The sequence below is a fragment of the Arenibacter aquaticus genome (genome assembly GCF_003957295.1).
GTDB classification, from domain to species: Bacteria; Bacteroidota; Bacteroidia; order Flavobacteriales; family Flavobacteriaceae; genus Arenibacter; species Arenibacter aquaticus.
In genome coordinates, this window is the sequence record NZ_RQPJ01000021.1 from 939139 (window position 1) to 962802 (window position 23664).

26 protein-coding genes are annotated in these 23664 nt (G+C 38.1%); 20 read left to right on the forward strand and 6 right to left on the reverse strand.

The window, feature by feature from the left end; all coding sequences use genetic code 11:
- The first annotated feature begins 50 nt into the window (after positions 1 to 50).
- Complete coding sequence (locus EHW67_RS19700) at positions 51 to 452, forward strand: DUF302 domain-containing protein (RefSeq protein ID WP_126164090.1); 402 nt, start codon at positions 51 to 53, stop codon at positions 450 to 452.
- Between the two features lie 187 nt (positions 453 to 639).
- Here EHW67_RS19700 and EHW67_RS19705 read toward each other — a convergent pair whose 3' ends face one another.
- Both EHW67_RS19705 and EHW67_RS19710 read right to left on the reverse strand, forming a co-directional pair.
- On the reverse strand, positions 640 to 1401 hold the full coding sequence (locus EHW67_RS19705; protein WP_126164091.1) for an SDR family NAD(P)-dependent oxidoreductase: 762 nt from the start codon (positions 1399 to 1401) through the stop codon (positions 640 to 642).
- A 12-nt stretch (positions 1402 to 1413) separates the two neighbouring features.
- Complete coding sequence (locus EHW67_RS19710) at positions 1414 to 2046, reverse strand: WG repeat-containing protein (RefSeq protein WP_126164092.1); 633 nt, start codon at positions 2044 to 2046, stop codon at positions 1414 to 1416.
- 298 nt (positions 2047 to 2344) lie between these two features.
- Here EHW67_RS19710 and EHW67_RS19715 point away from each other — a divergent pair, with 298 nt between their 5' ends.
- Positions 2345 to 3172 carry a universal stress protein gene (locus EHW67_RS19715; RefSeq protein WP_126164093.1) on the forward strand — a complete coding sequence of 276 codons (828 nt, stop codon included), beginning with the start codon at positions 2345 to 2347 and terminating at the stop codon, positions 3170 to 3172.
- A 26-nt stretch (positions 3173 to 3198) separates the two neighbouring features.
- On the opposite strand, the gene EHW67_RS19720 is transcribed toward EHW67_RS19715, so the two are convergent.
- Entirely contained in the window at positions 3199 to 3603 is a 405-nt protein-coding gene (locus tag EHW67_RS19720) for a hypothetical protein (RefSeq protein ID WP_126164094.1), read from the reverse strand.
- Positions 3604 to 3695: 92 nt separating this feature from the next.
- On the opposite strand from EHW67_RS19720, the gene EHW67_RS19725 reads away from it, so the two are divergent.
- The 8 genes from EHW67_RS19725 (at position 3696) to EHW67_RS19760 (ending at position 11717) form a co-directional block, all read left to right on the forward strand.
- Positions 3696 to 5216: a sensor histidine kinase gene (locus EHW67_RS19725; protein ID WP_126164095.1), complete on the forward strand. Its 1521-nt coding sequence runs from the start codon at positions 3696 to 3698 to the stop codon at positions 5214 to 5216.
- Positions 5213 to 6265, forward strand: a complete 1053-nt coding sequence (locus EHW67_RS19730) for a response regulator (protein ID WP_126164096.1) — start codon at positions 5213 to 5215, stop codon at positions 6263 to 6265. Before EHW67_RS19725 ends, EHW67_RS19730 begins: the two co-directional genes overlap by 4 nt.
- A 100-nt stretch (positions 6266 to 6365) precedes the next feature.
- Entirely contained in the window at positions 6366 to 7202 is an 837-nt protein-coding gene (locus EHW67_RS19735) for a universal stress protein (RefSeq protein ID WP_126164097.1), read from the forward strand.
- A gap of 98 nt (positions 7203 to 7300) precedes the next feature.
- Entirely contained in the window at positions 7301 to 8146 is an 846-nt protein-coding gene (locus tag EHW67_RS19740; RefSeq protein ID WP_126164098.1) for a universal stress protein, read from the forward strand.
- A gap of 12 nt (positions 8147 to 8158) precedes the next feature.
- Positions 8159 to 9028: a universal stress protein gene (locus EHW67_RS19745; protein ID WP_126164099.1), complete on the forward strand. Its 870-nt coding sequence runs from the start codon at positions 8159 to 8161 to the stop codon at positions 9026 to 9028.
- Positions 9025 to 9873, forward strand: coding sequence for a universal stress protein (locus EHW67_RS19750; protein ID WP_126164100.1), 849 nt, complete (start codon positions 9025 to 9027; stop codon positions 9871 to 9873). The genes EHW67_RS19745 and EHW67_RS19750 overlap by 4 nt, the downstream gene beginning before the upstream one ends.
- A 41-nt stretch (positions 9874 to 9914) precedes the next feature.
- Positions 9915 to 10775: a universal stress protein gene (locus tag EHW67_RS19755; RefSeq protein WP_126164101.1), complete on the forward strand. Its 861-nt coding sequence runs from the start codon at positions 9915 to 9917 to the stop codon at positions 10773 to 10775.
- A 99-nt stretch (positions 10776 to 10874) separates the two neighbouring features.
- Positions 10875 to 11717 (forward strand): universal stress protein, encoded by an 843-nt coding sequence (locus tag EHW67_RS19760; protein WP_126164102.1) that lies wholly within the window; start codon positions 10875 to 10877, stop codon positions 11715 to 11717.
- A 47-nt stretch (positions 11718 to 11764) separates the two neighbouring features.
- On the opposite strand, the gene trxA is transcribed toward EHW67_RS19760, so the two are convergent.
- The gene (gene trxA, locus EHW67_RS19765) at positions 11765 to 12064 is read right to left on the reverse strand and encodes a thioredoxin (protein WP_126164103.1); all 300 of its coding nucleotides are present in this window, start codon (positions 12062 to 12064) and stop codon (positions 11765 to 11767) included.
- A gap of 117 nt (positions 12065 to 12181) precedes the next feature.
- Here trxA and EHW67_RS19770 point away from each other — a divergent pair, with 117 nt between their 5' ends.
- The 10 genes from EHW67_RS19770 to EHW67_RS19815 all read left to right on the forward strand — a co-directional run bounded on the left by EHW67_RS19770 (position 12182) and on the right by EHW67_RS19815 (position 20887).
- Positions 12182 to 13018, forward strand: a complete 837-nt coding sequence (locus EHW67_RS19770; RefSeq protein ID WP_126164104.1) for a universal stress protein — start codon at positions 12182 to 12184, stop codon at positions 13016 to 13018.
- Between the two features lie 10 nt (positions 13019 to 13028).
- Positions 13029 to 13877, forward strand: coding sequence for a universal stress protein (locus EHW67_RS19775; protein ID WP_126164105.1), 849 nt, complete (start codon positions 13029 to 13031; stop codon positions 13875 to 13877).
- A gap of 66 nt (positions 13878 to 13943) precedes the next feature.
- Entirely contained in the window at positions 13944 to 14789 is an 846-nt protein-coding gene (locus EHW67_RS19780) for a universal stress protein (protein ID WP_126164106.1), read from the forward strand.
- Positions 14790 to 14924: 135 nt separating this feature from the next.
- The gene (locus tag EHW67_RS19785; RefSeq protein ID WP_126164107.1) at positions 14925 to 15338 is read left to right on the forward strand and encodes a hypothetical protein; all 414 of its coding nucleotides are present in this window, start codon (positions 14925 to 14927) and stop codon (positions 15336 to 15338) included.
- Between the two features lie 105 nt (positions 15339 to 15443).
- The gene (locus tag EHW67_RS19790; RefSeq protein ID WP_238389994.1) at positions 15444 to 16304 is read left to right on the forward strand and encodes a mechanosensitive ion channel family protein; all 861 of its coding nucleotides are present in this window, start codon (positions 15444 to 15446) and stop codon (positions 16302 to 16304) included.
- Positions 16305 to 16306: 2 nt separating this feature from the next.
- Positions 16307 to 17152, forward strand: coding sequence for an ATP cone domain-containing protein (locus tag EHW67_RS19795; RefSeq protein WP_126164109.1), 846 nt, complete (start codon positions 16307 to 16309; stop codon positions 17150 to 17152).
- A complete protein-coding gene (locus tag EHW67_RS19800) occupies positions 17145 to 18530 on the forward strand; it encodes an MBL fold metallo-hydrolase RNA specificity domain-containing protein (RefSeq protein WP_126164110.1) in 1386 nt (461 codons plus the stop codon). Before EHW67_RS19795 ends, EHW67_RS19800 begins: the two co-directional genes overlap by 8 nt.
- Positions 18531 to 18592: 62 nt before the next feature.
- Positions 18593 to 19015, forward strand: coding sequence for a hypothetical protein (locus EHW67_RS19805; protein WP_126164111.1), 423 nt, complete (start codon positions 18593 to 18595; stop codon positions 19013 to 19015).
- Between the two features lie 188 nt (positions 19016 to 19203).
- Positions 19204 to 19899 carry a hypothetical protein gene (locus EHW67_RS19810; protein ID WP_238389996.1) on the forward strand — a complete coding sequence of 232 codons (696 nt, stop codon included), beginning with the start codon at positions 19204 to 19206 and terminating at the stop codon, positions 19897 to 19899.
- Positions 19880 to 20887, forward strand: coding sequence for a 2-hydroxyacid dehydrogenase (locus tag EHW67_RS19815; RefSeq protein WP_126164112.1), 1008 nt, complete (start codon positions 19880 to 19882; stop codon positions 20885 to 20887). The genes EHW67_RS19810 and EHW67_RS19815 overlap by 20 nt, the downstream gene beginning before the upstream one ends.
- On the opposite strand, the gene cls is transcribed toward EHW67_RS19815, so the two are convergent.
- Both cls and EHW67_RS19825 read right to left on the reverse strand, forming a co-directional pair.
- Positions 20882 to 22294 carry a cardiolipin synthase gene (cls, locus tag EHW67_RS19820; protein WP_126164113.1) on the reverse strand — a complete coding sequence of 471 codons (1413 nt, stop codon included), beginning with the start codon at positions 22292 to 22294 and terminating at the stop codon, positions 20882 to 20884. The two genes, EHW67_RS19815 and cls, sit on opposite strands and share 6 nt — an antisense overlap.
- A 522-nt stretch (positions 22295 to 22816) precedes the next feature.
- Positions 22817 to 23377, reverse strand: a complete 561-nt coding sequence (locus tag EHW67_RS19825; RefSeq protein ID WP_126164114.1) for a hypothetical protein — start codon at positions 23375 to 23377, stop codon at positions 22817 to 22819.
- Positions 23378 to 23664: the final 287 nt, after the last annotated feature.

The following is a 23664-nucleotide window of genomic DNA, read 5'->3' on the forward strand; positions in this document are numbered from 1 at the left end:
TATTCATGCCCAACAAATGGGCTTTATTCTAAACTATAAAAACAATAAAAATGAACTATTACTTTTCTACCAAGATTAAGAACAAAGCCTTTGATGAGGTTGTACAAAAAACCATTGAAGCCCTAAAACAAGAAGGGTTTGGGGTCCTTACAGAAATAGATATGAAAGCTACTTTAAAGAAAAAACTGGATGAAGACTTTTACAACTACAAAATCCTTGGGGCTTGCAATCCTCCTTTGGCCTTTAAAGCCTTACAGGCAGAAAATAAGATTGGTACCATGCTACCCTGCAATGTTATTGTCCAGGAAAAAGAGGCTGGTTCGGTTGAAATCTCTGCTGTTGATCCTGCAGCCTCCATGCAGGCCGTAAAGAATGATGAACTAATCAATATAGCTGAAACGGTTAGGACAAAGCTACAAAGCGTTATTCAGAATTTGGAGAGGGAAAGTTGATAATGTAGCCTGCCGAAACCTTATCCCCAAGGAGTGCTATTTGGTACTTTCTTACCCATAATAAACTTGTATCATCTTTGAATCAGGACAAGGGTGTTCAATATCCCAATATATAAAAACTTTATATTTCCTTGAATTCCCAATCGCACAGCTTTTGGCAATAAATGGGTGAGTAGGAAAATATATTTTATGATCCCAGCATACCCCCATCAACTACGTGGGTGCAGCCCGTTATATACCTACTCTCCTCAGACGCCAAAAACAACGCCATATGGGCTATCTCATCAGATTCGGCATATCGTCCCAATGGGACCATTTGCTCACAGTCCTTCATGACATCCTCAGGTTTTTCTGGGGAGATATCTTTTTCAATACGCCGCATCATATCATTGTTTACCGGGCCTGGATGTATGGTATTGACGCGTATTCCTCTTTCTGCGTTTTCCAATGCAGCTACCCGCATTAGGCCAATCACCGCATGCTTGCTCGCCACATAGGCACCCAAACCTGCAAAGCCCTTTAATCCTGCAACGGAAGAGGTAATCATTACACTACCACCTTCCTTCATTTTAGGCAAAACGTGCTTGCACCCTAGCCATACCCCTTTGAGGTTTACAGCCAATACCCTATCAAAAATCTCTTCCGGATATTGGGAAATTGGTCTGGATGTACCCTCAATCCCGGCATTGGCAAAAAATATATCAATTTTCCCATAGCGTTCCAAGGCGGTATCCACATACTTTTTGGTGTCTTCACTTTTGGAAACGTCCGCTACGCAATACGAAAGGTTTTTTGCCCCCCTACCTTCACTTGCATTCTCCAGCAGCTCCTTGTCCAAATCTACTATCAATACCTTAGCGCCTTCCTTTAAGAACAGTTGGGCCGTGGCAAGCCCAATACCTCCGGCTCCACCGGTAATAATTGCCACTTTATTATTTAAACGCCCCATAGAATTAAAGATTTATAAGGTTAATTTCCTAATGGACCAGCCTTGATCATTGCTGTGGATGGCCACTAGACCATTGGCCAATCTTTTGGCCCCTATCATAGGTAGGCTATACCGCCTACTGGTCATTTGAATATTATACCTCCTTTGAAAGAATTCCTCTATTTCACCAGAAGTATCCATTAAAACGTCATGGAATTTAAACTCATAAATGTTCAATTTAAATTCATTTTGGCCTTTCAAAACCTTCTCAAAGACAACCCCTGTGGTATAACCGTCCTTAAAAGGGTACACATTTAAAAACTGAGGTTCTATTACAATGTCACCCTTGGTGTCAATAAATCCATAAACTGCTACATTATCCTCTACAATTTTCTTTATAATGCACCTACCTTCCTTGAACAGGGGGTATCGTATTCCAGAAATACCCTCATTGGAGGTATCTGCCTCCGGGTTCCAATAGATGTCATCCCGAAAATTGATAACGATTGTCCCTTCCTTGTCAATAAAGGCCCACTTATCATTTTTCCTAACGGCCGCCAAACCTTCACTAAAAGGAGCTATTTCATCAATATTATCAAGGGCTTGTGAATAAGTTGTTATTGGAAGCATTAGCAGTGCCAATGCGGTTATAAAAAAATTTTTCATGATTGTATTTTTTAGTTTTCACTAAGGTACTGTGGGGAATCCCTTCAACAAATGACAAAAATCAGTAACCACTTAAAAATCAACAAAGAAGATGATTGTGTCTATCTCTATATAACACTCCAGAGAAGGATGCAGACGGCATAGCCCTAATGCTACAAGAGGTATGTGATTCCCATAGGCAATCATGACTTTTGTCATTTTGAAACTTTAAAATCATCACTACTTTTATTGTAAGCCCCTATTAAAGTGGTATAACCAACCTCCTTACCCATAAGATAAAATTGAAAAGTATTGTACGATGAAACACATATTGGTCCCCACAGATTTTTCAAAACCATCGGCTTATGCCCTTCAGGTGGCTGCCATTATTGCTAAAGAGCAACAGGCCGAGATAACGGTACTTCACATGATGGGCATTTCGGAAGCATTGATTACAGAAGGGGAATTACAAGAATTTGAAGAAGCCAAGTATTTTATGGGGCTTGCAAAAAAGCGATTCAAGACTTTTTTGGATCAACCCTTTTTAAAGGGAATAAAAATCAATGAGGTGGTACAGAATTATAAAATATTTAGTGAAATCAACAACATTGCCAAGGAACAAAATATAGATCTTATTGTAATGGGGTCCCACGGGTCTACCGGATTCAATGAATTTTTTGTTGGCTCCAATACCGAAAAGGTGGTCCGTTCATCAGATGTGCCGGTATTGGTCATTAAACAGCCCCAACCCGATTTTAAGATTCGTAATATCTTATTTGGTTGCAGTTTTGGTGACAAGATGATACGGCCATTTAAAGCGGCCAAGGAATTTGCGCAAACCTTTAACGCGACCTTAAAATTACTTTATATCAATACTCCGTTTGAAGATTTTCTGAGTACATCCGAAACCAATGAACGTATTGCCAAATTTATGTCCAAGGCAGGGGAAAGTAGGGATCGCGTAGAGATATACAATGATTATAGTGTAGAACACGGATTACTAAATTACTGTAAAACGGGAAACATAGATGTACTGGCTTTGCCCACACACGGACGTAAAGGCCTGTCCCATTTTCTAATAGGCAGTATTGGTGAGGATGTTGCCAACCATGCCAATTTACCCGTGTTAACCATAAAAATAACATAAATACCTCTTGGGGCCAGCTAAGATGTCTATTCCTTGAGCAGTATTTGAAGTTTGCCCAACATAACCAATTCTGCTTTATTCTTTCCAGAAAAGCTATTTGCAATAGCATTGGCCGTGTCCAAAATTAAATCTTTTATAAAGGGATTGAACAATCGGGATTCTTCATTATAAAACTCCAAAAAATCCTCATAACAGCTCTCGCTATCTTTTTCATTCTCCAACAACCAATCAAATACAGATTCGATCTGAAAAGCCGCATCCGTACCATATTCATCCTCAACCTCATCTACATCCAACCAATACTTTCTTAGGAAGGATCTTAATTTGGATATTTCCTTCTTATGGATTCGATGATCCGCACTGGCAATGGCATAAAACAATTTACCTAGGTTTTGATAGAGTTCCAATCCCAATTTTTTAGTATTTTCCATAGTTGATTATCCCGAATGTGAAATTTAAAATTAGAAAAAGACAGCGTTAATTTCTATGACAATAATCAGTTTAAAAATTTTATCTTTGGTTCATGCAGTCATTCCAAGAAAACAGTGATATTTTCAATCTCCTTTCTGAAGGGGTTTCCGAAGGAATTATAGTGGTAGACACAAACCAAATTATTGTTGCAACCAATTCTTCTGCGGAACGTATGTTCGGCTATTCCAAAAACGAACTTCTTTCCAAGCCATTGGATACTTTAATACCACATAGATACCACAAAAACCATGACCACCACGTTGAACGATTTATTGAAAAGAGTGAAAGACGACAAATGGGCCACGGTAGGGATATACACGGTATTCGTAAAAATGGGGAAGAATTTCCGGTAGAAGCGGGCCTAAACCCTTTTGAACTATACGGCAGCACTTATGTAATGGCCCTGGTAATAGACATTACTGAGCGAAAAATAAAAGAAAAAGAACTTAGTCATTGGGCCAGGATCTTTAATGAATCCCTGAATGAAATTTATGTTTTCAATGCCCAAACGCTTCGCTTTGTAAATGTAAACCTAGAGGCTCAACGGAATATGGGGTATACCTTGGTAGAATTTAAAAGTATGACCCCATTGAATATTAAACCGCACTTGGACAAGCGCCAGTTCATGAGCCTTATAGATCCCTTGTTAAAGGGTAAACAGGAGAAGGTGAAGTTTGAAACCGAACACCAAAGAAAGGATAGGTCCATTTATCCTGTAGAAGTACACCTACAGCTTTCACTAGTAGGGGATGACCAAGTGTTCGTGGCCATGATATTGGATATAACCGAACGTAAAAATTACACGGAGAAACTAGAGAAAACCGTTCAAGAACGTACAAAACAGCTCACCGAGGCATTAGCAAAGGAAAAAGAACTGAATGAACTAAAAACTAGGTTCCTCTCTCTGGTATCCCATGAATTTAAGACCCCATTGAGCAGTATTCTAACCTCTATAACCCTATTGGCCAAATATACCGAAGGACACCAACAAGCAAAACGCGACAAGCATGTTGCTACCATAAAGAACAAGGTGCGCTATCTGGATACCATATTAACCGATTTTCTCTCGGTAGAACGTTTGGATTCGGGTAAGGTTAAATACAAGCTGGAACACTTTCCGTTGAGCAAAGTTGTAAACGAAGTGGTATACGGCGCCAACTTACTACTTAAATCTGGTCAACGCATTACCTACCCAGAAAATATTGACGATATCTATATCAACTTTGATGAAAAAACCTTGGAGCTGGCATTGTCCAACCTAATACACAATGCCATAAAATATTCTCCAGAAGACACCTCTATAGATTTGGTGGTCAAAAATGCAGAAAAAAGTATTTCCGTCCATGTCATAGACCATGGCATTGGGATCCCAGAGTCTGAACAAAAACATATTTTTAACCGCTATTTTCGAGCAGAGAATGCCCTGCTAACCCAAGGTACCGGCATTGGACTCAATATTGCCAAACAGCATTTGGAAAACTTGGGCGGGACCATTCATTTTTCCAGTGAAGAAAATAAAGGATCCACCTTTACCATTTATATTCCTCTTGAACAAAAAAATTATCAATCATGAAAACTATTCTATTAATTGAGGACGATAGAGCCTTGCGAGAAAATACCGAAGAACTCTTAGAACTCTCAGGATATTCTGTTATGACCGCTCCCAATGGTAAAATTGGAATACAAATGGCCAAGGAAAACAATCCCGATATTATTGTCTGTGATATTATGATGCCAGAGGTTGACGGTTATGGGGTATTGGAAAACCTTTCTTCTAACGAAAAAACCAATCAGATTCCCTTTATCTTTCTTTCTGCCAAAACCGAACACAAGGAAATACGGAAAGGTATGGATCTAGGTGCCGATGACTACCTTACAAAGCCTTTTGAAGAAGAGGACCTAATTAGTGCCATTGAAAGCCGTTTGGCAAAGGTTGCGCTCTTGGGACGTATGCAGCAGGAAAGTAAGAACACCCCTCTGAATTCTGAAGACCAGATACGTACCTTGAACGAATTAAAAAACTTTTTTGACGACAATGGAGAACCTATCAGTTTCCAGCAGGGCAGTACCATTTATAAAGAAGGCTCACATTCCCATAAAATTTATCTCATCTTAAAAGGAGTGGTAAAATGCCACACCATGGATGAAGACGGAAAAGAGCTAATTACATCCTTGTTTAGGGCAGACGACTTTTTAGGGTTTACCTCTTTTATCAACAATATCCCCTATCAGGAATCGGCAACCGCCATAGAAGATGTGGAACTAGCTGGTATCTCCAAAGAAAACTTAAAGGTAGTTCTGGAAAACAACAATACCATTTCCTTGGAATTAATGGAACTGCTTTCTGATAATATTTCCGAAATAAAACAGCAGCTACTTCAAATGGCCTATAGTTCGGTACGAAAGAAGACAGCACAAACCCTTTTACAGTTCGCAGAAATCATGAATAAAAAAACGGAAGATCCCATAAAAATTTCCCGTAACGATTTGGCCAGTGTAGCCGGAATTGCCACAGAGAGCCTAATACGCACCCTTTCAGGGTTTAAAAAGGAAGGGCTTATTGATATAGATGGAAGAAACATACGAATCAAGCAATTAAAAGCACTGCAATATATCAACTAATAGACCTAAAACTAAGCTACGAGAATTACGAAAAATGACCAATGTCATATTTAATGTATAATTACAGACCTAGTTTTGTGTCCCTGTAGCCATATATTAAATGAAGACCATACTGATCCCCACAGATTTTTCCAGCAATTCTTTGCATGCCATTGAATATGCTGTTACTTTATTCAAAGACACCCCCTGTAACTTCTATGTGCTTCATGTAGAACCATTAAGTGCCTCTGGCATTGTGGGCAATTCATTTGCCTTGCCCGCTATACGGCCAAATAATTCCAGTAAAGGAAATCTGTCGGACTATTTTAGTATCATAACAAAACTCAGCAACAGCACGGACCACCATTTTATAGCCCTTCATGAATACGGAAATTTCGTTGATATTATCCGACAAACCGTAGTGGAGAAAAAAATAGATTTGATCGTAATGGGGAACAAGGGGGCATCGGGTATCAAAAATGTTATTATTGGCAGTAACACCGGAGACGTAATTACCAAAGTTCACTGCAACCTATTGGTTGTTCCTGAAAATGCCAAAGCTGCTTCTCCTAAGGAAATTGCTTTTGCTACCGACTACAACAATTTCTTTTCCCATTCCATTTTAGAGGCTATCTCCAAAATTTTACGACTGTGTAAGGCCAACCTTAAGGTACTGGATGTTTCAAAAGACAAAGGTTCCTTAAACCTATCACAAAAGCATAACAAGAATTACTTGCAAGATTATTTGGAAGAGCTGTACCATAATTCACATAGCATACACAAGCTCAGAAATGAAAAAGTAAAAACCGGAATTGAAAAATTTGTGAGCGGTAATAATATTGATATGGTGATCATGGTAGCCAAAAACCTTAATTTTCTACAACAGCTTCTTTTTGACAGCACCATTAAAAAACTCAGTTTTCATACCAGGGTACCCTTATTGGTCCTGCACGAATAGCAAAATTACCCCAGCCAGCCAATAGAGGCTACTGACAAATATCATAGGTTTTATACCCCCCTACGGATAACTTTGGTTTACAGTTAAAAGATAAACCTATGAGAACCGTTTTAATCCCTACAGATTTTTCTGCAAGTGCCGTACACGCTATTGATTATGCCTTGGAACTCTATAAATGTGAGCGTACAAATTTTTATTTTCTACACGCCTATGCAGATGAGGTATATGGCCCTTTTAAGACTAACGGCGAAACTTCCCTAGAGGAGCAAAAGCAAAAGGTAAAAAAACACTCCGACCAATCCCTTTATGATCTTATTGCGAAACTTAAAAAAAGGGAGCACAACCCTAGACATAGCTTTGAAGCGCATTCTGCCTTTGATATTTTGGTGGATGCGGTCAACGATTTTGTAAACAAAATTAATATAGACCTAATAATCATGGGTACCAAAGGGGAAACGGAAGACAAAAAAATAACCTTTGGCAGCCATACTGTTCAAGTATTTAAATATGTTCAATGCCCAGTATTGGCCATTCCCAAGGCTTATAAGTATAGACAGCCAAAGAAAATATTATTCCCTTCAGACTATATGTTACCTTACAAACGCAGGGAGTTAAAACTGCTCAATACCTTGGCGGCAGAATTTAAATCTGAAGTATACAGTCTATACTTGTCCGATTTTGAGGAATTATCCCATAGACAAATAGATAATCAACGGTTTCTAAAGGAAGCTTTGACCAGTGCTTTCCTGTATTTTGAACGAAGTCCTACAAAAAATAAAGCCGAGGCCATTATGGATTATATTAAAAACAATAATATAGACATGCTTGTGATGGTCAATTCCCGTCATTCATTTTTGGAAGACATGCTGTACAGGTCCACTGTGGATGAAATAGGACTGCGTCTAAAAATTCCGTTTTTGGTCATGCAGAATCTACCGAGGTAAAAAGATTAGAAGATGAAAAGGATATTACTGCCCACAGATTTCTCCAATAATGCCTGGAATGCCATAGCGTATGCCATGGAATATTTTGCAAATGAAGAATGCCTTTTTTTTATCCTTCATACCTATACCCCTGCCCTATACCGTCCAGATTACATACTTGGTGGTCCTTCCTTTAGTGCCATCCCTGACAAAGGTGTGGAAATAGCCCAAGCAGGCCTTGAAAAAACAGTAACAGACCTAGAAAAAAAATACCCCAATAAAAGACATAGTTATAAAACTATTTCTGCCTTCAATGTTCTTACTGACGAGATACAGGAAGTTATACAAAGAGAGCAAATACACTTGATTATAATGGGAACCCAAGGAGCCACAGGAGCAAAGGAAGTGTTTATGGGAACCCACACCGTGCATGTTATCAGAAAAGCAAGAGTTCCCGTATTGGTAATCCCTAATGGATATAGCTATAAGGAGATTCATTCCATTGTTTTTCCAACAGATTTCACCACCCCGTATGAATTGGAATCACTACAATATTTGATTGATCTAACGAAGGTTAAAAAAGCAAAATTAATAGTGTTGCACGTAAAGGAGGAATATGAACTTAGTAAAGAACAAGAGGAAAATAAAAAGGCATTGACTAAATTCCTTAATTCCATTACGCACACCTTTGAGGAAGTCAAAGGCCAGTTAATGCCCAATGCCATTCACCTCTACGCAGAAAAAAATAATAGTGGGCTATTGGCCATGATGAACCGCAAACACACTTTTTTAGAACGTTTGGTGACCCAACCCAATGTGGACGCTATAGGTTATCATACCAAAATACCATTTTTGGTATTGCCCTTTTCTACAGCGTCACCGTTACAAAAGCCCGAGTTATGAAAAAGATTCTCCTACCCACCGATTTTTCCGATAATGCATGGAACGCCATCTTTACAGCGGTAAAGCTATATGCCGAAATTCCCTGCTACTTTTATGTATTGCACGCCTATGAGCCCAGTACATTAAATCTACTTGACGCCAAGAGCCAACAACGTTTAGGGGTAATTTATGACTCCCTAAAACAATACTCTGAACAACAACTAGCGAAGGTACTGGACTATATGAACGAAAATCATAAGAACTCAAATCACAGCTTTGAAACTATTTCCAAATCGGATACCCTTGTAGAAGCAATTAAGGAAGAAGTATCCAAAAAAGATATCGACTTGATCGTCATGGGGACGCAGGGAGCCACTTCTGCCAAAGAAATATTTATGGGTAGCCAAACGGTGAAAGTCCTTAAAAATTTAAAAAAATGTCCCATTTTGGCCATCCCTGCGGATTATAATTTTCAAGTCCTGAGGTCAATGGTCTTTCCTACCGATTTCACCAGAAAATATGAAAAATCCGAACTACTACCCTTAACCCATTTGGCCACCCAATGGAAGGCCGAAATAAAGGTGGTACATGTTGCGGTTGAATTTTTGCTAAACGACACCCAAAAGGCAAACATGAAAATATTGGAAGATCGACTTCGGGAATCCCATTTTTCCTATCATCAATTGCCCTTTGATACCAACATATCAAGTAGCATAGAGCACTACGTGATGGAAACAAGAGCAGAGCTTATATGCATGGTAAGGCATCACCACGGACTCTGGGAAAGATTTATTAAGGAAGCCGTTATAAAAAAAATGGCCTTCCATTCCAAAGTGCCGGTCTTATTTCTTTCGGAACACCCCTAAAGAAGACACCGATAAACAGTTAATACGATATTATAAAGATCATGAAAGTAAAACTTATACTACTACCTACCGATTTTTCTCCAAATGCCAACACCGCCATTAAATACGCTATGGATCTATTTGAGAAGGTAGAATGTGTGTTCTATATACTAAACGCCTTTGAGGTAGGGGGCTCCAATTTAAGTAGTACCATGGGAAAGGCCAAGGACACAAGACTATATAGGGCGGTAAAGGATGAATCTGAAAGAAATATAGAAACCGCAATAGAAGCACAAATCTCTGAAAACAAAAACCAATTACATTCCTTTGAAGGGCTAAGCATAGGAGATTCCCTAGTAAATGCCATTGGAAGAACCTCCATTGACAAGGATATAGATTATATTGTTATGGGCACCAAAGGATCCTCTGCCATTAAAGAGGTATTTATGGGAAGCAATACAGTAAACATTATTCAGAAAATAGATTTCTGTCCCATCATTGCCGTGCCAGGTGACTATAATTTTAGGCTTCCAAATGAAATAGCTTTTGCCACGAACTATGAACATATTTATTCCAAGGTAGAATTAATACCCCTGATAAAAATGGCCAAGTTGTGGGATGCTTCTATTCATATAGTACATATTGACACAGGAAAGGAAATGCTACCACATCAAAAAACAGCAAAAAACCTATTGGCAGAGAGGTTCTCAAAATTAGAACACCATTTTGAAGAAGTAGTAGGACAGTCTACCATATCTGGTGCTATTAACGCATATACCCAAGAACAAAATAACATTGGAATGCTTGCAATGATTAATTATTGGCATAGTTTCTTTGAAAAACTTATAAAAGAAAATGTCATCAAACGAGTTGCTTTTAGCACAGAAGTGCCCTTCTTGATATTACCACTTATAGAGTCCTGATTTAAAAATTAATTTTTCCAATCTATTTCATGGAAAATGATATTTGTCATTGGTGTGGATGCATAGCAAAGCTATTTTTAAAGCAAAGAAATAGTAACTATGAAAAAGATACTGATACCAACCGATTTCTCTGAAAATGCATGGAATGCCATTAAATATGGCATGGAATTATTTCATAAAACAAGTTGCACTTTTCATATTGTCCACATCAACCCCATTTCATATAACTCAGGTGGAGAGGAGGCCATGTACATATCTCCAGAAATCATGGAAGAAACCCTGTTAAAGGAAAGCAATGAAAAATTGGCAAAGGTAATCAAGCAGATAGAACGTTTGCCCTTGAACACCAAACATTCCTTCCACACAACCTCCCTGTACGGCTTTTTTTTAGACCATATAAAACAGGAAGTACAGGATAAGGACATTGATTTAATTATCATGGGGACCAAGGGGGCATCAGGGTTTAAGGCCGTATCCATGGGCAGTAATACGGGTAATGTACTAACCAAGGTCCGCTGTGCGGTCTTGGCAGTACCCGAAGATGCCCAATATAGTACCCCAAAGGAAATAGGTTTTCCCACAGATTTTCAAATTGGGTATGACCTTAAGGTAATGGACTATATCAAAGAGATGGTAGTTCTGCACAATTCATCATTACACTTTCTCTATGTTGCTCCAAAGACTGAAGACTTAAGTGAAGTTCAAGTTAAGAACAAAGCATTTCTAGAAAACTATTTTATAGATTCCCAATATTCCTTCCATACCCAGAACAATAGAAAATTGGATGAGGCTGTAGAAAAATTTGTAGCAGATAAAAATTTGGATATGTTGGTCATGGTTGCCAAAAATTTAAATTTTATAGAGCGTATCCTTTTTAAGCCTACGGTTGAAAAAATAAGCTACCATACCAAAGTACCATTCTTGGTGGTACATGAAGGTTAGTAGCCTTTGCGGAAACAAGTAACAGGGTCTACTAATAATCCTTGATTCTAAATGTGTTGTCGCACAATATTGACAATATCGTTTTTTTGTAACACTCCTGACTGTCGCCAAAGCTGTTTTCCCTTTTTAAACAGCATCATGGTAGGTACTCCCCTCACCTGATAGGTATTGGCCAAGGGTTGGTTTTTATCCACATCGATCTTAATTATTTTAAGGCTATCGCCCATTTCCTCCTTTACCTGCTTTAAAATGGGTGCCAACATTTTACAAGGACCGCACCAGTCCGCATGAAAATCGATTAGAACCAGTGTTTCCGAATCTATAATTTTATTAAAACTACTCTTCATTTTTTACTATTTTAAAGAATAAAATTACCAAAAATACTATAATTCACTACTGACCAATATCATGGTTTTTGACAATCTTCCCTTTTAGTTTTACAATGCTAATGTAAAGATTATAGTATGAAACGAATTTTACTTCCAACAGATTTTTCAGACAACTCCAAAGGGGCCATTTCTTATGCGTTACAATTATTTAAAGAGGAAGAATGTACTTTTTTCCTGTTGCATACCTATATGCCACCTGTTTACAATGCGGAATATTTGGTAGGGAGTCCGGGACTAATCGGATTGGGCGATGTGATGCAGGAAACCTCCTTGACACAACTGGAAAAATTAAAAAGTGAATTGGAACAAGAGTATGATAATTTAAAACATTCATTTGTAGTACATACAGCCTTCAATACCCTTTTGGGAGAGGTGGAGGAATGTATTGAAGCTGAAAATATAGATCTGGTAATCATGGGAACAAAAGGAGCCACGGGCGCCCAGGAAATTTTGTTTGGCACCAATACGGTGCATGTAATAAAAAGAGCCCAATGCCCGGTCATCGTGGTACCTCCAAAATTTGAATATGAGAACCCTTTAGAAATTTTATTCCCCACAGATTATGAAATTAACTACAAGGAAGATAAGCTGGCGCCACTGTTGCACATTGCAGAAAAACACGGTTCCCAAATTAATGTATTGCACGTATCTACAGGGTACGAATTAACTGCAGATCAAAAAAATAAAAAAGCAGGTCTTGAAAAAATCTTGGGCAATAAAGCCCTTTACCACGAGGTATCTAACGATGAAATTATTCACGCTATCAACAGCTTCCAAACCAAGGAAAAAATAAATATGTTGGTAATGATCCAAAACAAACACACCTTTCTAGAGCGACTTTTTATAGAGCCAGTTATAAAAAAAATAGGGTTCCATGTTACCGTCCCATTTTTGGTAATGCCGCAATTCTAAAACGATTAGCATGAAAAATATACTTGTAGCTACTGATTTTTCCGACAATGCCTATTGTGCGCTGTTCTATGCTACCAAGCTATTGGCTTCAAGGCCCTGTACCTTTTACATTCTTAACACCTATTCCGAACTTTCTATCCTACGAGGAAAAACCCTACCCCCTATAGGTGGCAAAAAATATTTACATCAGCTAGAAATAGATTCCAAAGAACAACTTACCCATATAAAACACAAGATTGTCTTGGACAATTCCAATCCCCAGCATCGTTTTGAAGTTATTTCCCAGAAAGGCGATTTAGCCAATATTATAACTGAAAAGATAGAAACACTACAAATAGACCTTGTTACCATGGGCAATAAGGGACTGACCGAGGCGGCCGATATTTTTTTTGGGAGCAATACCATAAAAGTGGCCAATACTATTAACCAATGTCCAGTATTGGCCATTCCGGGAGAATTGGATTTTAAACCCATAAAAGAAATTGCTTTTGTTACAGATTTTATAAAAGGTTGTAACAAAAACACCTTGGCCCCCCTCATGTACCTGGCCTCATTGTGCAGCGCAGCAATTAGGATAATGCATGTTGATGAAAAAGAAATATTAAATGAAACCCAAGAATTTAATAGAAAGGAAATAGAGGGTTTATTTCAAGTTATTGAACATTCATTTCATTGGACACGGAGCTTTGATGATAAAGCAAAAGTTATTGATATTTTCTTAAAAAAGTTTGAAGTAGATATGTATGCCATGGTAAACCAAAAACGGGGAATTATCGAAAAATTGACCAAGGAACATGTTATAAAGGATATAAGCATGTATTCCCATATTCCGTTTTTGATTCTTCCTACCCGGGACTGATAATTGTCATTGCAATTGGTATGTTCAGCCGCTATATTTATTGAACAATCTAAATAAAAAGGTGTTATGGACAAAAGAATTTTGATTCCTACCGATTTCTCTAAAAATGCGCTTAATGCCGCTCGTTATGCCATAGACCTTTATGCCAAGGTACATTGCGAATTTTACTTTCTAAATATTTTTCGTCTGGAGAATTATACCACCAACACCCTAATACTTCCAGAGCCGGGAAGTGCAGAATACGAAACTGCAAAAGTTGCTTCGGAAGAAGGCTTTGTAAAATTTTTGGACATATTAAAACTTCATCAGGACAATCCCCGTCACCGCTATCATACCATATCTACCGTTAATTTTTTATCGGAAGCTATGGAGCAAACTATAAACAACAAGGATATAGATTTGGTTGTTATGGGTACACAGGGGGCCACAGGGGCCAAAGGTGTCATTTTTGGAAGTAATACAGTAAACGCAATGGAAAAGATTAGGCAATGTCCAGTAATGGCCATTCCGGAAAAAGTACGGTTTATGGAGCCAAAAGAAATTGTGTTTCCAACTAACTTTTTGACGGGCTATAAGCGTAAATTATTGAATTATATGCTAGAGATAGCCAAGATGCATAGTAGCTCCATAAGGGTAGTATATGTTACAAAGTCCGAAACTATAAGTGATGAGCAAGAGCAGAATAAACAGCTGCTACAGGACATTCTGGAATATGTAGACCATAGCTTCCATATGTTAAGCGAAAAAAAAGTTGCGGAAGGACTCACCTCATTTGTTGAAAGTAGAGACAGTGACATGATAGCCTTCATCAATAAAAAACATTTTCTTTTCAATAGCATATTTTCCAAGCCATTGGTCAAAGAAATTGGTTATGACGCCAAGATTCCCATTTTGGCCCTGAACGCACCTTGACCTACCCTTATTCGGCCTCCAAAGGAAGTATGTAAACTTCAGCTCTAAAAGGAAGGCCGAAAATTGGTATATGATTAAATTAAATAATCCCAATGATGACGGGAGTAACATTTAAAAACACTAAAAAGTATTAAGATGAAAAATGTAGGCGTATGGATGGATAAGGAAAAAGCCCATATTGTTCGTTTGGACAACAACGAAGAACATTTGGAAACCCTTTTCTCCGAAGTAGAATTTTTTAATAGAAAAAGTACAGCAGCACCTAGAGTAAAAACGGGGGCAACCCAGGACGTTACTCATGAACGAACTTATCTGGAACGGGAAAAACAACAGCTTAAAACCTATTTCAAAAAACTGGCGAAAGCTATTGACGATGCCGATGCCCTTGCGCTTTTTGGTCCGGCAGATACCAATGAAAAGTTTAGAAAGGAACTGCTTGAAAACCACAAGGACCTAGCAGATAAGTTAAAAACGGTTACTAAGGTAGATAGTATGACCGAAAATCAAACCAAGGCTTTGGTACGAGACTTTTTTAAGGACACCAAATAACTAATTAGCCAAAAATAATTGGATCTAAATTATTGGAAGCAAGAATTGGTCCCTACCCAAACGTAAATGGACAACCTTTCTTATTTTTTAAACGACCCATTAATAGTGAAGCTGGCGAAACTTTTTATTTGGTTATTCGTCATAATTGTGCTCATTGGTTATTTACGCAAAGTTATTAAGAAAAGGATAGACAATACAGCAGTTCGCTACAAGGCACAAAAAGGTATAGAAATCATTGGTTATCTCCTAATTATTTTTTTGATATTGATAGCCATTACCGTTGAAAACATAAAGGACTACACTATAATTATAGGGTTTTTTACAGCGGGTATCACATTTACATTACAAGAACTTATCCTTAGCATAGCCGGATCCTTTTACATCTTTTTTGTCAGAGTTTATAAACCTGGTGACCGTATTGAAATAAATGGAATAAAAGGGGATGTTATAGACATAGATAGCATTTATACCACCTTGATGGAGATTGGGGAATGGGTAAGCAGTGATAATTATTCCGGGAGGATCATTAAGATAAGCAATGCATTTGTTTTCAAGGGACCCATTAAAAACTACTCCATGGATTTCCCCTTTGTATGGGATGAAATAGATATACTTGTTGCCTACGGATCGGATGTTGAGCTAGCTAAAGAACTGATCATGAAAGAGGCTCAAGATCGGCTCACCGATTATACCAAAAATTCCGTGGCCAAATGGAAAGAAATGGTTGAGCACTATTATATTGACAATGCCAAAATAGACCCCAACATTGCCATTACCCTAACCGATAATTGGATAGTCTTAAACTTACGGTATATAACAGATTACAGGTATAGAAGGAGTACTAAAAATGAATTGTTCCAGTCTATACAACAAGGAATTTTGGATACCCATGGAAAAGTAGTATTGGCTTCAAGCACCTTGCAACTGCTAAAAATACCAGAAGTGGAAGTTCGTTTAAAAACCTAAATATGGACCCAGATTTACATATAGAGATCATAAAATCTTCCGGAAAAAAAGCTAGGTTTTCCTTGGACAAACTCAGTAATTCCCTGAGGCGTAGTGGAGCAGACCATAAGTTGGTGGAACAGATCGTCAACCAGGTAAAGGATGAGTTATATGATGGTATTAGCACCAGGGAAATTTACAACAGGGCCTATGCCCTATTAAAAAAGAACAAATCCATATTTGCCTCAAAATACAAACTAAAAAAGGCGCTGTACGAACTTGGCCCCACCGGATTTCCCTTTGAGCGTTTTGTAGCGGCTCTTTTAGAATATTCGGGCTATAAAACGCAGGTAGATAAAATTATGAACGGGATATGTGTAACGCATGAAATAGATGTGATGGCAGAAAAAAATGACACTGCCATTATCATTGAATGTAAATTTCATTCTGAAGAGGGTCGCAATTGCAACGTTAAGATTCCCCTGTATATCCACTCCCGTTATAACGATGTAAAAGCCCATTGGGCAACCAAGAAAAAGGAAACCAGAAAATTGGATTACGGATGGGTGGTAACCAACACCCGTTTTACGGCTGATGCCATAGCCTATGGAAAATGCGTTGGCCTATACCTATTAAGCTGGGACCTACCATTGGATAATGGCCTTAAAGACAGAATAGATAGATTGGGACTGTATCCCATTACTGTTTCTACTTTATTGAGCAAAAGGGAAAAACAATTTTTGTTGAGTCGGGATATTGTTCTCTGCCGCCAACTCTTCAAAGACAAGTTTTACCTTGACCATTTGGGCATTTCCCAAAATAGAAAGGATAAAATATTAGAGGAGATAAACCAACTGTGCAATGACTAGTGCCAATACCGTTAAGGTGCATTTTCTGGGAGCTTCGGGAACGGTTACAGGTTCTAAATTTTATCTGGAAACTCCAGAAATAAATGTAATGGTAGACTGTGGTATGTTCCAAGGCCTAAAAGAACTCAGGCTACATAATTGGACCCCTTTGCCCATAGATGCCTCTAAAATAGATGTGGTTTTATTGACACATGGGCATTTGGACCATACGGGCTACCTACCTCGTCTGTTAAAAGAGGGGTTTAAGGGAGTCATTATAGGTACGCCCCCAACCCTGGCCATAACGTGTATTATTCTGTTGGACAGCGCAAAGATTCATGAGGAAGAGGCCAACCAAGCCAATAAAGACGGCTACAGCGAACATACGCCTGCATTACCATTCTACACCATTAAGGAAGCCGAGAAGACCATAGCTCTACTTAAACCACAAGAAATAGACCAGTGGACCAACTTATCCAAACATGTTCGGTTCCAGTTTAAATACAACGGCCATATTTTAGGGGCTTCCTATATTGATTTGGAAATATATGGTAAACGCTTTGTCTTCTCGGGCGATATAGGGCGGGAAAAGGATGAACTTCTTGCCCGGCCAGAAAGACCCCAATGGGCCGATTATCTTTTTGTGGAAAGTACCTACGGCAATAAACTACATCCAGAGGAAGAGGTACAGGAGATAATGAGCAGCCTTATAAAAAAAACCATTCATGAACATGGTAATCTAATTATACCTTCTTTTGCTGTGGAGCGATTACAATCCTTAATGTATATGCTATGGAAATTGTACAAAAAGAACAAAATTCCCAATATACCCATATTCATAGATAGCCCAATGGGCAATAATGTCCTGTCTGTATTTGAACAATTCCCTAAATGGCATAAACTGCCCATGGACGAATTCCGTGCCATGTGCAACCATTTCAACATCATTTCTTCCTATGCCGATACTTGGAAGACCATAGACGACCCCAGGTCTAAAATTGTGATTGCCGGAAGTGGTATGGTATCAGGTGGGAGGGTACTTACTTATTTAAAGCAGTTAATAGATGAACCATCTACTTCTGTTTTACTGGTTGGCTTCCTAGCTGAGGGAACTAGGGGGAGGCAGCTATTGGAAGGTGCCCATGAAATAAGACTTTTTGGAAAATACTATCCCGTAAAGGCAAGTATTTATCATTTGGAAAGCCTTTCTGCCCATGCGGATCAAAGAGAATTACTTGAGTGGATGGGTGCTATAAAAAACATTCCAGAAAAGGTATTTCTTATACATGGAGAACCCACTGCCCTGGATGCATTTAGGGTAAAAATAATGGATGTACACGGCTGGAAGGCAGAAATACCAAAACTGAACGATGAATATGTAATTAGTATACATACCTAGATGACAAATGTCATTGCAAAATTTTTATGCTCACCCTAATTTTGCTATATATAACATGAATTATGGTGATTAAAAATATAAGTTTGTCCAAGGTAAAAAAAGTTGGGGATCTACATTGGGAAGTGCAACAATGGAAATCGCTTCTTCAGTTTATGGATGATGAATATATTTTCATTGAAAGGTTATTAAGCTCATCCGTTTTTAAGGACAACACCCCTAATCTCTTTGAACGCCTACACGATTTTAATACGAGACTACAGAAGGCCAATAACAACAACCATGATCTAAAAGTTCAGATTGCCCGCCATGAAAATAATCTGGGCAATTTATCAGAGATTGACGAGATAGCAACCAACTCCGAATACTTTAAGAAAAACAGTCAAATACAGAAGGAAGTAGAGGAGTGTCTAAATAATTTTAAAAACCTTAAAGCCGAGGTTTTTAACTATGTAGGAGGCTTATTAAAAAAACGCCCCCCTCAATAGAATAAAATACTTACTGACCAACGTCATATTAATTCTCTGTAACTTCTACTACTTTAGTCCCAAGGTATTCCCGTTGGGACCTTTCTAAATTTTAACTGTAACGCACTTTTAGAACGGCCCCAATGCCAATTTTGAACCCAAGGCTTATAAAAAAGAATAAAACCTAGATATCAATACTCATAAAAAACATGAATAAATCACTGTCAATTACAACAAAAAATGGCATCATAAAAAAAGTACTTGTTATTCTGGCTTTACTACAAATGGCATGTACTTCCACAAGTTTGGTTGAAAACTGGAAAAATCCGGAATATGTATTGTTTCATGCCAATAAGGTCTTAATTGTTGGAATGACCCCAAATGAAGAAGCCCGGCAAAATTTTGAATCCAAATTGCAAAAAGAATTTAGTAAGAGGAATGTTGAATCTATGCGTAGTATTGACGTTTTTGATATTTCTTTCACCAATACAAAAAAAACAGAAAAGGAATTGGATGATGTAGAGCAAAGTCTTTTAGACAAAGATTTTGACGCAATATTATTTACAAAGATAATAGGCTCCGAGGATAGGGAGAGTTTTATAAAATCGATCTCCAAATGGAATAATTATCAGGGAAGATTCAATGATGATTATTTAGACCACCAGGATATCTACTATGACGAGGACTACTATGACAAATTTACGGTCTACCATGCAGAGACTACCTTGTATTGTATTTGTGAAGGCAAGGAACGGTCCCTGGTCTGGAGAGGAAGTATTGATATAGAAGACCCCAAGAATATTGAAAAGACCATAAAAGACTATGTAAAACTCGTAGTTCTGGCCATGGAGGAGCAAGATTTAATATTTTATAAAGATCTGAACAATGAAGTTACTGGTCTATAGTGCTAAGGACTTTGAAATACCTTTTTTAGAAAAGGCCAACCAAGGGCAGCACAAGGTTTTTTATACCAAGACTTCTCTGAACTCCGAAACAGCCCTCCGTGCGGTAGGCCATAATGCCATATCTATTTTTTCAGGTGACGATGCCTCATCTATCGTTCTAGAAAAATTATGGGACTTGGGAGTACGCTACATTGCCCTTCGCTCAGCTGGGCATAACAATGTAAACCTAAAAATGGCCCGTAGATTTGGCTTTAAGGTAGCAAACGCCCCCGACTATTCCCCGCATGCCATTGCGGAACATGCCACTGCCCTACTCTTGGCCCTTAATAGAAAAATTATTATTGCAAACAGACAGGTTACCGCTTATAATTTTCTGCAAAACGGTCTAACTGGATTTAATTTAAACGGCAAAACGGTAGGTCTTATAGGAACAGGAAAAATTGGTAGGGTAATGGCCAAAATAATGCATGGTTTTGGGTGTAAGATATTGGCGTATGATATTAAACCAAATATTGATCTTATTGGGCAATACGGTGTCACCTATACCTCATTGAACAATTTGTGCAAAAAATCACATTTTATAAGCCTTCATCTACCGTTGACCCAAGACAGCCACCACATGATCAATAAAGAAATACTTGATCTAATGAACAAAGATGCAATTCTTATTAATACTTCCAGGGGGGGACTGGTACAGACCAATGAATTGATTAAAGCCTTGGAAAGTAAAATAATAGCCGGCTACTGTACCGATGTTTACGAAAAAGAAAGAGGGGTGTTTTTTAAGAACCATTCCAAAACAGGAATACCGGATGAGCAATTAAAGAAGTTATTGTCCTTACCCAACGTACTCCTTACTCCCCATCAAGGTTTTATAACCAAAGAGGCCCTAACCAATATAGCTGATACTACCTTTGAAAATTTGAACTGTTGGGAAGAAGGTAGGATTTGTAAAAATGAACTGGGACAGCAAACCATCAATTCATAATAATGGGCTAAATATCTTACCTAAGCCCTCTTTTAATTTTTCGGTCAAAGAACGATCTAGATACTCTTCATAAGTAATCAATTTACTTTCCTTAGCATCTTTTAGAAAGTCTTTTCTAAGCAATTTGGCAAAAAGTGAATCGTACACAATGGCATTTACCTCGTAATTCTGTTCAAAGCTACGATCGTCCAAATTGGCCGTTCCTATTGTTGCTATGGCATCATCACTCACTATAATCTTACTATGTAAAAAACCATCAGGAAATAAGTATATTTTAATACCGGCCTTAAGCATAGATTCAAAATAGGAGCGTACACTCCAATTCACTATTTTGTTATCAGTATTACCAGAGACCATTATCCGTACATCTACCCCGCCGATTGCCGCAGTTTCAAGAGCTTGCAAAATAGCTCGTCCGGGAATAACATATGGATTGGTGATATAAATATAGCTATTGGCCTTGTTGATAATCGTAAAATAAGCTTGTTCCAAAGAAGGAAAGTCATCATCCGGCCCACCCGAGACAATCTGTACAAGTTTGTCATTATTAAGATTCTCACTAGCTTTTTTTAATCCAACCCCTAGGGGCTTTACTGTTCTCTTGCAAACCAAATACCAATCCATGGCAAAAACGTAATCCAAATGCCCCGCGGCAACCCCATCCAATCTAAGGTGCATATCATGCCAAATGCCCAATTCAAGGTCCCCTTTCAGGTACTTATCAGAAATATTAATGCCTCCGGTAAAGGCAACAACACCGTCTACCACAATAATTTTTCTGTGATTTCTATAATTAAGGGACGAAAGGAACCTACCAAACTTAAAAGGTAAAAAGGGGTACACCTCTACCCCAATGTCCCGTAGCTTGTTTAAATACGATTTGCTAAGGGAAAAACTACCTATTCCGTCATATATCATTCGGACTTGAACCCCTTCATTTATCTTCCGTTCAAATAACAATAGTAGTTTATTGGCCAATTCTCCTTCTTCAAAAATATAGTAAAGAAGATGAATGCGGTGGTTTGCATTTTCCAAAGCCTCAAAAATAGACTTGAAGGTAGTTTTTCCATCCTTCAACAAAGTTAGTTTATTGTTTTCCACTGGTGGAAAATGGGAATTATGATATACCAAATTCATCAGCTTTTGGTATTGTCCATCAAAAGTTGCTTTTTGAGGAAATGTAGGCTGAGGTAAATTGAACAACGCCCGTTCTTTTAATTTCAGCAACTTATTTTTCCTTCTATTTCTCCCCAATAATAAATACAGTAGCATTCCCCCAACTGGGATAGTAAATATGGCCAATAGCCAAGCAAGGCTTTTTGAAGGTCTGGCTCCATTCATTAGGATACTTATAATAATGGAAAAAGCTACTAAAATGTATATTGAGAGAAAAAATGCAAGCCACATGCTCAGTGTATACTTAAGGGGTTGGCATACCGGAAACAACTAGTAGCTATGACCCTGTTTTTTTATTTCTACGGGGCAGGGTTTAGGAACGTGCTTTGGAGGAAACTCTAAAACAAGACAAAGGTTTACACTATTCCAAACTTCTACTATTTTTCTTAAGATGCGTATCATAATGGTGTATTTACGGCTCCTAAATTAAAAGAAGTTCTGGCACCGAAATATGACATTGGTCAGGGATAAGGTAAAAAAGTTGTTTGTAGATTGCAGACTTTCCTGCATGACCGTCGTTGAAGTTATAAAAGCAGACGTGTCAAGGAAAAGTAATTAACTAGGGATAAACTATTGATGGCTGTTATTATTAAAGAAAGATCTAAGCTGTCCTAGGATTAAATATAAATTGAAAGATGGTGCGGTCTGCCCAAAGTCGCCAACTGGTTCAATCATAACATGCCATTTCTAAAATACGATAAACCTAACTCCATGTTGGGCGCTTACCAAGGAGACAATTTACAAAAACCTTAATTATTGACTAAGGCTATTGGCCAACCTTCCCGTGAAAATGCTGCTTACCTTAAAAAGTTCCTTGATTTTGCTAAAAAACCTAGAAGATTCAAAAGGGGCAAAATCAAACCTCAGGATAGCCTCTGCGGACTCGTCACTTGTTATGTTTAATTTATTCACAATTTCAAAATCCAAGTATCTAATTCCGTCCGCAGGTTCTTTCATACGGTCACTATAAACAATACTGTTCCCTGAATGCCCCAAGTAAAACCGGAAGGTATCATAGACACCCGTTTTCAACGAAAGAACACCTTTGGATTTAAGAAAAAGACCGGTATGTGTTCCTTTAATAGGAATGGAAGCCTGGCCAGGAAAATCATTTATAAAATGTTCTATGCCTCTATCATCAAAAACGGAAATTTTTACAATGTTTAAATTCATTTCCGATACGTTCATATCTAGGGCAAAAGAATTCCTTAAGACCAAATCCTTGATGGATTTACTTTCGGTATCCAGTTGATAATCTTCAAGTGCAAATGCTATTGTTTGCCATACTGCCGGATAAAACTTCATGCTTTTCATAACTACATGTTTTTTAGAATACCTCGACAAAGTTATTGCGATAGCCAAACCCATAATACAGCAAGATTTTCCATTTTATATGCTATTTTAACCACCTATGTCCACCAATTGGACTTTACAGTTAATATTTAACATTTAATGGGCTATTGCCCCGGTTTTAAGGGAAAAGAAACAATTGGTAACCTACGGCTAGACCCTAGCAAGCTGGTTTATAAAACATTAGAAGTAAATACTGGGGAAATCAACTTGGATTACAGAATTACAGTGACAGTACATACTCAATTTCA